Here is a 14,083-nt window from a genome sequence, read left to right as displayed (position 1 = left end):
TTGCAAGCGAACGGACAAGCTGGAGTACATCCCGGACGCTGGAACGCTGGTCTCCTTTCAAACCTCCGACCCGTGCTTTGCCACGGGCTATAAGGTTGGCCGCCTCGAGCGATACTACATTTGGACCAACCCGGACCCGACAACGCTGGCCCGTCAGTATGAGAAGTATTCGACCAGCAAGGACACATGCAAACTAGCCGCGGGCGCCGGGGAAGAGCTCATGATGAATGGCAGTGTCGAAACGGACGCGCGCGGATATTCGACCTTCCATAATCCGGACGGCGGCACTCAGCTGTCCTGGACCGAGACCGTCGTCCATATTCTCGCATCACCGCTGCGGCGATACTATTTCCAGCCCTGGTTTCAGCCGGTGGCGCGCTATGGCTCTCTTGGCAGCGAAGTGGACTTTCTCGAACCTGACCCGGACCGTCGCGTGAAGAAGATTTCCGAGTATGTCACGCCCAAGGTAACCGACGAGCTGTTCTTCTACGTGAACGACGCGGTCCTCATCCTGCCGCGCGCGTATCAATGGCTCTACAACGACAACGGGGGCTGCATCTCATTCTTCATCAAGCCGTCGAAATAGCGAAGGTCCTGTCGAGGGCTGATGGAGCTCCGTTTAGAATGCACAGCTCCTAATCCCAGCAACCGACGTTCAGTTCGGCGGATTGACAACGACCTGATGTAGTATGCGGCGTCACTCAGTGACGGGTCTTGGCCTTGTTGATGTACTCTCTCCTGGCGATGAGAGCGGCAATTCGCAAGAATGAAAGAGTGATCCTAGGAGGACCATAGCCGGTGCTTTTGACGAAGGCTTCGACCGGCTTGCTTACCTTTCTATAAAAGCTTCCCAGGAAGTCGCTCATCGTTTCAATATCCTCTGTGCTCGGGGCCTTCAGTCGCGCGATAACTCGGGCAACAGGGTCGTGCACATCAGAGAATCTGGCGATGATGCCTTCGACGGCATCATCGTTTGTCAGTTCATCGATAAGCTCATGAAAACCGATGTCGTTCGGATATTCGTAGCGAGCTGCGGCACGCGTACCGGCAACGAGCTCATGGAGAATGCCGGACGCAAATGACCGTCGGGCCTCGACTGGTGGTGTATCTCGAGTGACGTCATGCTCTGCGAGGAAGAAATCTACGTGGTCAATTCCGTAAAAGTGAGCGTCGGATGCGATGAACAAGTGACCTGCGTTCAGGACATTGATCTTGGCCATCGTATATGCGGCGAGCCGATCCGTGAACACGAGCGTATCGCCGAGGGGCGCCAGGAATTTTGCAAGATCCTTTGTGGCATTCGATTGCTGCAGGACGAGCCGCGCGTATTTTTCGACCTCGACACCTAGAACCGCGACACCGGTATGAAGCTGATGCTGGGTCATGTTGGCGCAAATCCTGTCGACGCTGGACTCGACGGCAACGCAATATCGTGAAGTTTGCACGGGCTGGTCCAACTTTTCCAAGAGGTCAGACGTGCTGAAGCCGTTTTCCATTGCCACGAGGAAGGTGCGGGATTTGGCCTTCATTCGTTGAATGAGGATTTCGTTGATACACGCTATGACTTCGGCCGCATTTGAAAGGGACTTGATCGATGTCGTAATGGTCAGCAGTTCACGATCGATGGCGAAGTCGATTATGTCTCGATATCCGCTTTCGTCGTCGAGAACACTGAATTGATCGAAGCGTATTTCTTCGACCGCATCGGGCGAGTCTTGCGAGATAGAAAGGTTGAGGTACTTGAGGAAGTATCTTTGGTCGCGCAGCAGGAGCTCATTCTTTCCCATCGAAGGTGCGTCGCCCCCGGTCTTGGGGGAGGCGCGGTTGACAACCAATGTCTTTGCGCCAGCCTTCACGAACAACGGAACGACAAACCCCAGGCCAAAATTGCCCGCGCCGAAATGCAAATGCCTCATTAAAAAAGCCCCTCGTGAAGAGGGGCCATTTAACAGCCAGTGGTTGATTAGACAAACCGCTTGATAAGCTCATCCTGAGCTTGTTGACGGCTCTCTGTTAGTTTCCGTGCCTTCGCTATCAGCGGGTGCCGGGCGATATACTGCTTCAGCTCGCGCTTTAATTCGGGGGCAAGGCGCATGGGGTCGTCGAAGTAGGCGGAAATCATCCACGGCTCGGGAGTGAAGGAGTTTTCCGGAGAAATCCGGTCCACTTTCGTGTCCCCAAGCCTCAGGGGCTCTGTACTAAATTCACGCATGGTCAGATGTTCCTACATTGATGATGTGGTATCATCATACCCCGAAGCTGCCTCCTTGGCCAGATAAGGGGTTTTTCGCGGATTCCACGGGGAAATACAACCCAAAATCACTTTCGTTTGGTTACCGCTCCGTGAAGTTTTCTGGCGCCTGTGGATAGCCGGTTGAAAGCGTCGCGGGCCGCTCGGCAACAGCCGGCTGCGCGTCCAGGGCGCGCAGCAAAAATTTTGATCGAACAGAGCCGGGCCGCCTGCGCGGCCCGGCTCATTCGCTGATAGACGACTATGCCGCCAGCGCTGAGTCCGACGCGCCTTGCGGCATCCGCAGCACCTGCGGCAGCCAGCGCTTGTCGGCCAGCAACCGCTCGGCGGCTTCCGCCATCGCGGTCTTCTTCAAGTCGGCCAGCTGCGCGGCGGCTTCCTCCGACACCCCTTCGCGCACGGCCCCGACGATGACGGCCTTGGTGACCTGCCCAAGGAAGTTTACGGCAGTGGGCTGCCAGTGCGCCGCCATGTCCAGCGAGACCGCTTGAGCCAGCGCCTCGGCGTGTTTCTGGACGGCAGGTGAGCTGGCACCCGGACGAACGACCGCATCGACCGTAAGGGCCGCACAATGCGCCAGCAGGGCCATCAACTGCTCCTGCGTGAAGCCCAGCAAGGCTTCCCAGAGGTCTTGGACGTCGGCGGGCAAGGCCTTGGCGAGCTCGGCCTGCCGATCGCTGCACGCACGCCCGAGCGGGCTTTCGTCGATGCCCGCCGCGTGACCCGACAGGTAGACCGTGCGGGCGCTCATATCGAGGCACGACACGCGGTTGCCGAAGTAGAACGTGGAGGCGACCAGCGCATGCGCCACCGCGATGAACGCCACATCGGGACGGCCTGCCACCGCCTCCCGCAACGCCGCCGTCCGATGCGCGGTCAGTTGCGCCACCAGCTTCTCGGACAGGGCGGAGGAGAGCTCGCGCTCGGCCCCTTCCCCCGCGTCGCCTTCGGCGTGACGCTCGGAAGACTGTTCATCGGCCTTGCGGATAAAGCCGCGCTCGACCCGCACGCCGCCGTCAAAACCGAGCGACACGAACGCGCCACCCGCCGCGATGTCAGCCGGGTCGTAGACCGGCTGGCCCTTCAAGGCCTCCATGTCGGCTTCGAGCTGGTCGATGCGAGTCTGCATCGCCTCGGTCATCGTCTCAATCTCGGCGACGGCGGCCAGCTCGTCGTATTCCGCAGCAAGCTTCTCCAGCTTCCGCTGGGCCTTAGCGCTCAACTCCGGTTCGGCCGGATGCACCCGCCGCATGCCGCTCGAGGCGCGGAGGTCGAACTCGGGCGTGACCATCATCCACGACCAGCCTTCCGCGCGCACCGCCTGCGCCTCCTGCTCGAGCTTGGCCAACACCAGCCGGTCAAGCAGCGCCGGGTCGGCGAAGTAGCCACCGTTCTCGTCGTCGAACAGGTCTCGCGTGATGGCGCCACCGGCCTCGATATAAGCCTCGGCCCCCACGAACTGTGCGCGCCGGTCACTGGCCGCGACCTGGCCCTCGGTCAAGGAACGGCGGATGGCGTCGGGCCCCTTCTCCCAGCCCAGCCCCTGCCAGACCTCCAGCTGCCGCGCGTGGTCGTCGGTGAGGGTGAACGCCATCATCTGCTCAAGGCTCATGCCGCCTTCGCGGTAAACCGCCATCAACACAGGGTTGACCGCCGCCAGCTTGAGCCGCTGCCGCACCACCGCAGGCGACACGCCGAACCGCGCTGCGATGTCGTCTGCCGCCATCCCCTTCTCGTCATGCAGCAACGCGAACGCGTCGAACTCGTCGGCGGGATGCATCGCCGAACGGATGACGTTCTCGGCGAGGCTGATTTCATGGGCGTCATGGTCGGTGTCGAGCACGCAACGAATGAGCTCCGTCTTCTTGATTTGCCTGCGCTTGGCCCGCAGCAACTGCGCCAGCCTGCGGCCTTCGCCGATGGTCACGAAGTAATGGCCGGTCTCGCGACCTTCGCCGTCACGCTCTGGCTCCACAACAAGGTTTTGCAGCATGCCGTTGGCTGCAATGCTGGCCGCCAAGCCTTCGACTTCCGACGGGGTGTGCTCGGTCTTGCGCACGTTGCGGGGCGACTTCTTCAGCATATTCAGCGGCACGAAAATCTCGCTGCCGCTGTTGGGTTGGGTTTGCTTGGTCATCTTAGGTCTCTTCCTTTGGTTTCAGGTTTCAGCGCAAAAGCCGCGCTGAAGCCCTGCCCGTCGGCGAGACCGGGGAGGCAAGTGCAAGGGCGACCGCAGCCGAGGGGGATCTCCCGGTCTGCACAAGCGCAGCGCGGAAGACTGGGGAAACGGCTGCGACCGAGCGTCCTTCACGCGTCCCCTTGCAGGCGCCAGGGGCAGCGCCCCTTAGCGATCCGAGGAGAACACAGCAGAAAACGGAAGGAGGCGTTCGCTAACTCTCTGTATTTACAAGTCTAAATTGCCGTGATTTAACTTCTCGCCTTGCAACCTCTGGGGACATTGATGAAAGAGAGATTTGCCGCAGTATTCGCGCTTGCTCTATTTGGCTGGGCATCAACCAGCAAAGCCCAGGAAGGAGTTCAGTACGTAAACAACATCAGCGTTGGGGCAATCGAGCGTGCCATCCAATGCGAGATCGGGAATTTTGCAAAGTATATTTCGAAGCAGAAGGTGGCTCCGGCCCGCCTGAAGGCTGCTTATTCTCTTTCGGAGAAGGTAAGCGGCAACGGCGGTTCTGGAATGGATCTTGGCATCTTTTCCTGGATCAACTTTGGGGCTTCCCAAAGCCAGGGCTGGGGCTCCGAAGGGGACGTGACGTTCGACCCCATTAACATTCATCCGAAGAACGCCAAGGCATGCTCGCGGCGGCAAGATGCATTGAGGCTGCTGGATCTCAGGGCGTGCCTGCAACGGTACGCCGAGGTCTACGACCATGCCAACATCAAGTGCGGTTCGCAGATTAATGTGAAGCGGAGCTTCACCGGTGGCGTCAAGTTTCCTATTTACGTGGTGACGTTGGGACCTCAAGCTTCGTGGGGTACTGAATATTCCCAAGGCGTGAAGGTCATCGCACCATCAGCTAAAGAATGATTCGAGAGACGCCCCGAGGGCAACGTCCCCGAGGCGTTTTCGCCGACACCGCCAAGACTCGGCGGAGCACCTGAAACGTTCCTGAGCATCCGGGCCTCCGTCCTCATATAACCGCATGCGATCATTGTACGGACGACTTTTCAGATACCGCGAACGGCCAAATCGTACGCCTCTTGAAGACTATTTGTCGGAGTGTCTCGCCGACTTCTTCAATCGGCTTCCCCATGAAGCGAAGGTCACGTTCATCCAGAAAATATTTCTGCCGTCCGTCTGCGCGGCTGATTGGCGCTCGTTTACTTCGGAGGTGGCTGCCGTCCATATGAAAACACAGTACGAGATACCAAATGGGCGTCTCGATATTGTGATACTTTTCGACAGTCAGCCCACGTTGGTAATCGAGAACAAGGTGGGGGCGCCTATTGGGAAGCGCTCGAACAACATCGACCAACTCAGAACTTATGGGAATTGGCTCAAGCAGGCGGCTGACTTATCCGGCCGAAAGTGCACGGTATTGTGCCTGCTTACGCATGTCACCAAACCGCCCGAGACGTTTACGGAAGACAATTGCGATCTATATGGATCGATTCCCAAGCTAGTCAGATGGTCAGAGATTGCCGATGAGCTTCAGGTGATCACGAAAGATGGCCGGCTGCCTCTCGACGTCCGTACCATTGCGCGCGAGTTCCATCTCTTTTTGCTGGAGCAGAACATGACGACCGAATTCGCTCGATTTGAGGATTTTGCCGCCGCAACTGTCTACGTCAAGTCGGGATCGCGCATTTCATACACGTTTGAGACGATCTTTGATCATCTCTCGGAGCTGGGCGAGCCGTTCAGCAACGGTGCGATCAAAGATGACGCCATCGTGGACTTTGATTCCGAGGGGAACGTCATACACGGATGGAAGTATCTGTCTGCCGCTCCGCTCAAAAGCGCGTATTTCACCTATGGCATCAGCCTGCAGCCGCGCCGCTCTTTTTCGATCGATTCACTGCCGGACGAAGATTCAGTCTTCCTGGGCGTCGGCGTCGAAACGAAGAAGGAGATGCAACTTCTTGAGGCTAGGTCAAAGGACCTCGGCGGAGACTGGCATTGCCTCTCATTTCCTGAATATTCGGTCATGGTTACGTTCAGGCCGCTGCACTCCGCGTTGGCGCAGCCCGAGCTGTTCGCGAGCACGATGATTGCGTGGATTAATCAGCTGCGTCCGAATGTCACTAAGTTCGTACGGTCTCTGCAGAAGGTATATGCGTGAAAGCAGCGCCCCTTAGTTCGCGCGCGAGGGATCGTGACCGAAGGCCGGGACGCTCGGCCCGGCGCGCTCGCGCGTAGAGCCCGGTCAGATTCTGACGCGCCCAGGTGCCCAACAGTCGAAGGCTGAATCATATTCGGGCATAAGAAAATGGCCGTTCTCAACCGGTCGTTCTTGTACGATCGGTTCAATGGCATCGCCAGATGCGTCGCGATTAATCCTCGAGATGCTTTTGTAGAGCGAAAGCGCCGAACCATTTGGTTCAGCGCTTTTGCCTTTGACCGGCAACGATCGCGCTTTGTACCTCGTCGAGGGGACGCGGATTGACTACCACAATCCGATAGATTTGCCTCGCACCGGATTCCGATGAGGGGCAGTGTCCTTGCACGTTGCGGGTCATCAGCTCTCAACGGACTTCGCCCATTTCCAAGGTTTGGACTTGGCGTCCCTCATCGCGCCAGCGTGCCTCGCCGCTGCTCTGGGAAGACTCGCACAAGGCTACTCGGGCGTCCGGAGATCAGCGTGGATGTTGAGTCTCGTTCAGTCGGACGTTGCTTTCCGCTCGCGGATGACCAATCGTCCGCTAGTGGGCAGGGCGATCAGTTCTACGTTGAACCCTTTACCATCGTCGTGCGGCCACGCCGCGCCGATCTTGGTCCAGAACGCGGATTCGCCTTCGCCGTTGACGACGAACGCCTCATGGCTCGGCTTCTTGGCTTTCGGTTTCGTAGGCATTGCATTCTCCAGGTTGGTGTTGCCGCAAGCGGCAGACGTACCGGGAGACAAAAACGGTCTGATGCCGGTCGTTGCCGGCAAGCGGTGGCGTCAGTGTAGGGCCCACTCGATGCCGTGTAACGACCCCGGACGGGAGGGACGCGTTGGTCGTGGCTGGGTTCCTCGGGCCGCCTTATATTACCGGTCGCGCATCAAGGTCTCCAGCCCGAAAGTAGGCCCGAGACGCAATCCAACCGCGCCAGAATGAGTTTTAGTGACCAGCACCTGAGGAGGGAGGCGGCTGACGCGCTTTCAGGATTTAACGCGGAGGAAGCTCAGGGCGCTATGGCGAATGCTAGCAACGAGGGAGCGACCTTCTGACAGGCGCGAAGCGGCGTCGGCGAAGGCCCGCTTGAGGGATTCATTGTAGTACCCGCGCATATATAACTTCATGTTTGGAACGGTCGGCTCGTGCCACTTGATTGTTGGGCCTAAAGTAAGGGCGAAGTCCTCGCAAGCGGTGAGTGTCCCGTTGATTATTAGGTTCAGGACCGGTGCAAGCGGCGCGAGGCCGTTCGTGATTATCTCGTCGTCTCGCCAGATATTGATGTCGCGAAACGAGCCAAGGCGCTTGGTGATAAGAAATTCGTTTTCGCCGCTGAAGATGGTCTGGAGGCGATGCCCCCTGTGGACCAGATCGTCCCTGAACTGACGTATCTTCAGAAACATGGGAGTGTGGCGTTCGTAGCACTCCGCCAGAGGCATCGGGAGGTTGAACCGGTCTGCCATCTGCTCGGCGGTGCGCGGTACCTTCGCGTGCAAGATCATGTCGGCGAAGCTTTTCTTGAGCTCCTTCTTCTTAATGGCAGGGTCAGTGAGATGAACTGTGTCCCAGAGCCTTTTTATTACCTCCTGCAAGAGATCAAAGACGCTTCGGCAGATGAAGAGAATATACTCAACCTCGGTGGCGGCCAGGCGCGTAGTGCCAGGGGATTGAGTCGATGAGTGGAGGATTGGAAGCTTCGCCAGGGACGCCGAAAGATTGAATATGTCGTCCTGGATGGCAGAAAACGGCCGCTGAACCGACTGGAGATTGGCCACTTGAGCGATGAAGTTAAGAAACTCGCTGCAAAGGTCATTCTCGCTTTCTGGGCTCGTTGAAAAATAGAACGACTCTGCGGGCCACGCGCGAATCTTAACGAGGCGCTCAGGCGGCTCGATCGGCATCCACATTTGCCACTCGTTGCCGTCATAGAAAAGAGTGCTGGCGAGAAATCGGCCGCGAAGATCTGTCTTCGCGAGGAACGGTATGTCCGCAATTGATCCTGTTTTGCCAAATTCCATGTAGCGTTCAGCTTAGCTTTTGGGGGCGGCTGCAGCAACCAGGGCCTGCGCCGGGCGCCGCATGATTAGGCGGCGCCGACTTGGACAACCTTCGGTAGGGTCGGAATTTCGACCCGTAGGACGCGTCATAGAAACTCGTTTTGCCCCATCAGCGCGTTTACGAGATTCAGGAGTCGATCTTAGCTGGCATAGGGCGACCCGGTCCGCCTTCGCGGGATGATCACCCTCGATGGAGCGAGCCAGTTGCACAGCTTTTCAACAAGATTCAGTTTTGGAAGAAGAACTTGATATTACTATCGAAGTTTCTGCGTCGGGGTATGTAAAAGGGTTGAGAATTATTCGGCCGGCTTGCCTGGGTTCCTCATTTGTTCTAAACGATAGGTTTGGAGTCCATGATTCGGTAGCAGTCCTGCGACGATCTTCAAGGCTGAGGATCGCCATTGCGGAGCGGGTCGGAAGGCCGGTGAAGGTCACTATCTGAGATTGCAGGCGTGATTTGTCCAGGTAGTGAGTTTTTTGAAAAAGGAGACCTGAAATGGCAGGGCGCAACTGGAACAAAGATCGGGCTCAGAAGAGGATCGACACGAAGGCCGATCAGCTGCCGACCAAGGATATCGAGATCAAGAAGTACGTGCGCGACACAAGTCTGAGCGGGCTCGCGAATAACGTGGCTTACCGCGTTGATGGCGTGCATCTGTATGCGGACATCTTGAATCTCAAGGACATGCTTGCGGTTACCGACGCTGAGGGGGAGACCTGCCACAAGCGCACTCTGCGCTTTCTGAATTTGCACTACAGAGCGGTGCATCGGATTCTACAGCGTGTGGATGCAGTCCGTGTCGATTTTCACAATCAGCGCCTGCATTCGGTTGTTACTAAGCCGTATGACGACGAAGCCAAGCGGGTTCATCGCGCCATCGCTATCGCCCAACTGATTATCGATGTGCTCGCGAGGACGGGGGAGGATGCGGACCATCCTGCGGCCTTGGTGCGTGCTGGCATTGATACAGGCGAGGCACTCGCGGTCAACAATGGCCGACGAGGACATCGCGAACCGCTGTTCCTGGGTGAGCCTGCCAACCACGCCGCGAAACGCGCGGGTGGAGGATCAGCAATGGGCATTTTCCTAACCAACAAGGCCCGTAAGGCGATTGGCCTTAACGAGGTGGCGTCGGAGAACGGCACTTCGTTGACAGCCACTGAAATTGCGAAGAGCCAGGGCGAAGCAAAGCTTGAGGTGACTTCCGACGAGATCGTCAAGGAATGGCAGGAAGATTTGAAGAACCTGCCCATCGGTACGTTCAACTTCTCAGGTCATACACCGCCGTACGCCACTCTGGATTTCGAAAGTTTGTCGGCGGCGAACTCGCGCCGGCAAGACGCGACCAGCGTGTATGCCGATTTGGATGGTTTTACGAAGTATGTGGGAGCCAATATTACGACCGATGACAAGGCGAAGCACGTGGTACGCACGCTGCACGTCTTGCGAGCCGAGCTGGATGCGGTGTTGCACGAAGACTTCAAGGGGCGCAAAGTTCGCTTCATTGGGGACTGCGTTCACGGCTTGCTTGTCGAGGGTACCTCGCAAACCACTGACGCTGAGGAAACGATCAGCAACATGACGCTTTGCGCGGCCGCGATGCGCAGTAGCTTCGATCTGGCTTTGAAGCGTCTCAAGGACAAGGGCACCGACGCAACCGGCCTGGGATTGGCCATTGGGTTTGATTTCGGGCCAATGAACGCCACACGGCTCGGCATGAAGGGCGAGCTCATTCGCTGCTCGGTCAGTCGCGGCGTGTTGTCGGCTGAAGGAGAGCAGGCCCGCTGCGCGGGTACTGAAACTGCGATTGGAGGTACCGCCTACAGCAAGGCCTCGGATGCAGTGAAGAAGCTATTTGGCGAAGGCCGCAAGAGGTCAAAGCTTGACTATGACACGGCGGTCAATGAGATGTCCGACAAGGGTGACAAGGCGGCGAAGATGGCGAGGGCGCTTTCTGCGTCGCTGCTGCAGCCCGCGTCGGCGGCAGCACAGCCATTCGCATTTCCCAATCGTCCGACCGGACCCGCTAAGCCCGGCGGTTTTGCGTGACGTGGTATTTTGCCGAACTCGCACGCTATAAAGCAGAGCGTGAAGGCTTGGCTGCGCTTGAACGTCGCGCAGACTGGTGCACGATCGTCGGCATGCGCACTGACTCCGAGCTGCGGATCATCTACGATGTAGATATCGCGGTGGGGACCAATACGTATGAGGCGTATCTGCAATATCCCGCCCATTTTCCCCACACTCCGCCCTCCGTTTTTCCTCGGGATGGCAGTTCTCGCTGGTCCGGCCATCAATTCGGCGCGGGCGGCGAGCTGTGTCTGGAGTATGGACCCGATACCTGGACGTCTGATCTCACCGGTGTTGACGTACTCGAAAGCACCTACCGGCTGCTTAGCGGCGAATATCCGGCACCAGATCAAAGCGCCACTGTCGCTTCGCGCCACAAAACCTCGCTCGGGCAGTCACTTCGCGGCGAGTGGCAACGTGTCTTGATAACGAGAAATACGGCTGATTTCCTCGCTGATGTTCCCGAGGGCGTGGCGCTAAGCGGCACCTTCGCAGTGGGGTGGCGATATCCGGGCGCGATCTATTCCTTCTACAAGATTACGCAGCCGGATGGTGCTGTTTGGCAGGATGCAAGCTACCCCGAGCATTTGGCGTTTGAGGTGTCTGAGATCCCTTTTGCGATGGTTCGGCTCTCCAAGGAGACCAAGTTGCCGTCGCTTGAAGTTGAGGAGTTCATGGCCCGATGTGCCAGTCTCGGGATTCCAGCTGAAGCGTTTTACGTGGTCCTGTTGAGGGGCAGCAAGACGCACGCATATTGGCTGCAGTCCGATGGCTCCGGCGTAAAGCAAATGGGTATCGTCCCAGCTCAACCAGAGGATCGGCGTTTAAGCCAAGATCACGACGCTCTCAAGTCAAAAAGCGTTGCATTGGTTGGATGCGGGTCGCTTGGCAGCAAAATTGGCACCATGCTTGCGCGGGCCGGTGTCGGTCGTTTCGTATTGTTTGACGATGACATATTGCTGCCGGACAATCTTGTTCGCCACGACCTTGATTGGCGCGATGTTGGTTCGCACAAGGGTCAAGCCCTTGCACGTCGCTTGGAGTTTGTGAATCCTGCTACCAAGGTCCGCACGCGTCAACTTCAGTTGACCGGACAGGAATCAAGCGGAAGTGCTGAAACCGCTTTGAACATGCTGACCGAATGCGACCTCATCATCGATGCGACCGCAAATCCGGATGCCTTTAATCTCATAGCTGCCGTGGCGAGCAGCGCGAAGAAGTCCGTGCTTTGGGCAGAGGTTTTCGGAGGTGGCATAGGTGGGTTAATCGCAAGAAGCCGACCAGGTATTGAGCCCAACCCACAACTGGCGCGCCGATCGATCGAAAACTGGTTTCATGAGCAAGGAGCCCCTCCGGTCCGAACAACGAGAGGCTATGGTGCTGGTAGCCCTGCAGCGCCTATGATCGCCGACGATGCTGACGTTTCTGCAATTGCGGCGCCGACTGCTCGTCTGGCCATTGATACGCTCATTGAGCGTAATCCCTCGCTCTTCCCTCACTCGGCTTATGCGATTGGTCTTGCCCCAGGCTCGGTTTTCACGCAGCCGTTCGATACGAGGCCGATCGAATTGGGCGAGCCGGAGCCAGATCAGCTCGAGGACACGCTGTCCGACGACGAAAGGCGGGAAGAGCTAAAAACGTTGATCGGATTATTCGTAAAGAAATGAAGCTGTTCATCCCTTCTGAATTGATTCAGCGAGTTAAGCGTGAATTGCGGAGCGCGGGCAGGCGAGAAATTGGCGGGGTGCTTGTTGGTGAGCATATCGAGGGCGAGATATTTCGCCTCGTCGAGCTATCAGTACAAAGGAATGGCGGAAACGTTGCACATTTCAACCGCGATGACGTACAGGGGCGTGCTTTTGTTGCAAATTACCTGAGTAGAACGGGGAAGGATCCCCGTATGTGCAATTACCTTGGAGAATGGCATTCGCATCCTCTTTTTACGCCTACCCCCAGTGGGGAAGACGTTACAACGATGTTTGATATCGTTCGAGACCCAAGGGTCGGAATGAGCTTTGCTGTGCTCATCATCGCGAGATTGCAGCGGTGGTCGACACTTCAGATGTCGGCTACTGTGTTCCAGGCAAATGGAACTGCAATCGCTATCGATGTCGAAGTGGAGGGGCTTCCGCGCCAAGACGGATGGCTGGCCTGGGTTACGCGGTTTTTCCAGGCCTGAAAGTATGCACGCCGCGGATTCGCATCAGTTCCAAAAGCGTCTCACAGACGGGTTGGATTCGGGTGGCCAGACTATCTGCATCTCCGCTTTCATAGGAGATCAGGGTTAAACCCTGCAGGTCGCTCGGCAGCTTCAGGTCTTTTACCTTTGGGTGAATGAGGATTGATCTGTGCCTGGAGAGCTGTCCCATGAACATTCCAAGTTCAAAAAGCACGTTATCGCGAACGGTCAAAGCCGCCTTTGACCGCGATACAGTGATGTCATCGGGCTCGGCTATGGCTATAGCGAAGTCGGATTCGGCAACCTCGCGTTCAAGCTCTTCGAGAGGGTAGCCTCCCGCGAAGAACACACCGTGATCCCAAACCTTCACGTAGACCTCACTGCCTAACCCGTCGCGCACCGCATGAGCAATGCGCAGCGACTCTGACGACGAGATAATGAACACTTTCGGCGTTTCGTTCGGCACGAAGATGGATTCATTCCGCTGATACAGGCGGCGGGCGAGCTCTTGGGCTATGGGCTTATAGATTTGGCTGAACTGGTCGCCGATCCGCATGAAGTCGTTGCTAGAAACCTTCAACGCGACGACTGTTTGCCTCGCCGTAACCGTTGCTGCACGCGGGAGTGAGCTGTCGATGGCTGACATCTCTCCGATGTGCTGGCCAGCCTTGCGTGTCGCAACTTCGGCTCCGTGAACCATAATGGCCACGACTCCGGTCAGCAGAAGGAATACCTCGGACTCCGCTTGACCTTGGACGATGAGGTTTGCATTGGCCGCAAACTCCTCCAGTTGGCCGACTTCGGCCAGGGCAGTGGCAAGCGCCTCATTGTTGTCGGTAATTTCTTGACGTCTTAGCGCCGCAATGAGTTGCGCCCGATTCTGTTCTCCTTCAAATCGTTCCTTCATGCGGCGAGCCTCAGCTTATGTTTTGGTGCGGGCGGCCGGACTCGAACCGGCACGGGCCTTGCGGCCCTACGGATTTTCGTACCACTTCGGCTTTCGCCGCCGCCAATCTGGCGTTCGTGGTCTGGACTATCCCTTCACCCTGGCGATTCCGCTGTAGGTGCTGCCCGTCTAGTCTCTACACCTTCCCCCTGGCGAGGGCTTGGCTCGGGATTGCCAGTTAAGGTTTCCCCGACTTTGAGCAGTTCTGCACCTGGGGTTTCCCCCAAGGCACTCAATG

11 protein-coding genes and 1 pseudogene are annotated in these 14,083 nt (G+C 57.5%); 6 read left to right on the top strand and 6 right to left on the bottom strand.

Annotated features, from left to right (window positions below; all coding sequences use genetic code 11):
* Window positions 1-586, top strand: a pseudogene (locus AKL29_RS43720) (hypothetical protein); the annotation flags it as partial.
* 115 nt (window positions 587-701) lie between these two features.
* On the opposite strand, the gene AKL29_RS23850 reads toward AKL29_RS43720, so the two are convergent.
* The 3 genes from AKL29_RS23850 to AKL29_RS23840 form a co-directional block, all read right to left on the bottom strand.
* Window positions 702-1,916 (bottom strand): mannitol dehydrogenase family protein, encoded by a 1,215-nt coding sequence (locus tag AKL29_RS23850; protein ID WP_050385839.1) that lies wholly within the window; start codon window positions 1,914-1,916, stop codon window positions 702-704.
* Between the two features lie 47 nt (window positions 1,917-1,963).
* On the bottom strand, window positions 1,964-2,212 hold the full coding sequence (locus AKL29_RS23845; RefSeq protein WP_050385838.1) for a hypothetical protein: 249 nt from the start codon (window positions 2,210-2,212) through the stop codon (window positions 1,964-1,966).
* A gap of 280 nt (window positions 2,213-2,492) precedes the next feature.
* Complete coding sequence (locus AKL29_RS23840) at window positions 2,493-4,388, bottom strand: ParB/RepB/Spo0J family partition protein (protein ID WP_050385837.1); 1,896 nt, start codon at window positions 4,386-4,388, stop codon at window positions 2,493-2,495.
* A gap of 324 nt (window positions 4,389-4,712) precedes the next feature.
* On the opposite strand from AKL29_RS23840, the gene AKL29_RS23835 reads away from it, so the two are divergent.
* Window positions 4,713-5,300 carry a hypothetical protein gene (locus AKL29_RS23835; RefSeq protein ID WP_050385836.1) on the top strand — a complete coding sequence of 196 codons (588 nt, stop codon included), beginning with the start codon at window positions 4,713-4,715 and terminating at the stop codon, window positions 5,298-5,300.
* Between the two features lie 184 nt (window positions 5,301-5,484).
* A complete protein-coding gene (locus tag AKL29_RS23830) occupies window positions 5,485-6,555 on the top strand; it encodes a PD-(D/E)XK nuclease family protein (RefSeq protein WP_050385835.1) in 1,071 nt (356 codons plus the stop codon).
* Window positions 6,556-7,092: 537 nt separating this feature from the next.
* Here the strand turns inward: AKL29_RS23830 and AKL29_RS23825 are convergent.
* Window positions 7,093-7,368, bottom strand: a complete 276-nt coding sequence (locus AKL29_RS23825) for a hypothetical protein (RefSeq protein ID WP_347336992.1) — start codon at window positions 7,366-7,368, stop codon at window positions 7,093-7,095.
* A 210-nt stretch (window positions 7,369-7,578) separates the two neighbouring features.
* Complete coding sequence (locus AKL29_RS23820) at window positions 7,579-8,610, bottom strand: hypothetical protein (RefSeq protein WP_050385833.1); 1,032 nt, start codon at window positions 8,608-8,610, stop codon at window positions 7,579-7,581.
* A gap of 535 nt (window positions 8,611-9,145) precedes the next feature.
* Here AKL29_RS23820 and AKL29_RS23815 point away from each other — a divergent pair.
* The 3 genes from AKL29_RS23815 to AKL29_RS41005 are packed head-to-tail and all read left to right on the top strand — an operon-like array spanning window position 9,146 to window position 12,899.
* Window positions 9,146-10,699 (top strand): nucleotidyl cyclase domain-containing protein, encoded by a 1,554-nt coding sequence (locus AKL29_RS23815; protein WP_050385832.1) that lies wholly within the window; start codon window positions 9,146-9,148, stop codon window positions 10,697-10,699.
* A complete protein-coding gene (locus tag AKL29_RS23810; protein ID WP_050385831.1) occupies window positions 10,696-12,387 on the top strand; it encodes a ThiF family adenylyltransferase in 1,692 nt (563 codons plus the stop codon). Before AKL29_RS23815 ends, AKL29_RS23810 begins: the two co-directional genes overlap by 4 nt.
* Window positions 12,384-12,899: a Mov34/MPN/PAD-1 family protein gene (locus AKL29_RS41005; RefSeq protein WP_082190675.1), complete on the top strand. Its 516-nt coding sequence runs from the start codon at window positions 12,384-12,386 to the stop codon at window positions 12,897-12,899. Before AKL29_RS23810 ends, AKL29_RS41005 begins: the two co-directional genes overlap by 4 nt.
* Here AKL29_RS41005 and AKL29_RS23805 read toward each other — a convergent pair.
* Window positions 12,877-13,806, bottom strand: coding sequence for a TIR domain-containing protein (locus tag AKL29_RS23805; RefSeq protein ID WP_050385830.1), 930 nt, complete (start codon window positions 13,804-13,806; stop codon window positions 12,877-12,879). The two genes, AKL29_RS41005 and AKL29_RS23805, sit on opposite strands and share 23 nt — an antisense overlap.
* Window positions 13,807-14,083 lie beyond the last annotated feature (277 nt).

Source organism: Bradyrhizobium pachyrhizi, assembly GCF_001189245.1.
In the GTDB taxonomy this organism is placed as follows: Bacteria; Pseudomonadota; Alphaproteobacteria; order Rhizobiales; family Xanthobacteraceae; genus Bradyrhizobium; species Bradyrhizobium pachyrhizi.
The sequence above is the reverse complement of the archived record's forward strand: the minus strand, read 5'-3'. Positions and strand labels throughout refer to the sequence as shown.

Coding starts and splice junctions, on each gene's coding strand:
- AKL29_RS23850 (WP_050385839.1), bottom strand. CDS start 1,916: ATGAGGCATTTGCATTTCGGCGCGGGCAATTTTGGCCTGGGGTTTGTC.
- AKL29_RS23845 (WP_050385838.1), bottom strand. CDS start 2,212: ATGCGTGAATTTAGTACAGAGCCCCTGAGGCTTGGGGACACGAAAGTG.
- AKL29_RS23840 (WP_050385837.1), bottom strand. CDS start 4,388: ATGACCAAGCAAACCCAACCCAACAGCGGCAGCGAGATTTTCGTGCCG.
- AKL29_RS23835 (WP_050385836.1), top strand. CDS start 4,713: ATGAAAGAGAGATTTGCCGCAGTATTCGCGCTTGCTCTATTTGGCTGG.
- AKL29_RS23820 (WP_050385833.1), bottom strand. CDS start 8,610: ATGGAATTTGGCAAAACAGGATCAATTGCGGACATACCGTTCCTCGCG.
- AKL29_RS23815 (WP_050385832.1), top strand. CDS start 9,146: ATGGCAGGGCGCAACTGGAACAAAGATCGGGCTCAGAAGAGGATCGAC.
- AKL29_RS41005 (WP_082190675.1), top strand. CDS start 12,384: ATGAAGCTGTTCATCCCTTCTGAATTGATTCAGCGAGTTAAGCGTGAA.
- AKL29_RS23805 (WP_050385830.1), bottom strand. CDS start 13,806: ATGAAGGAACGATTTGAAGGAGAACAGAATCGGGCGCAACTCATTGCG.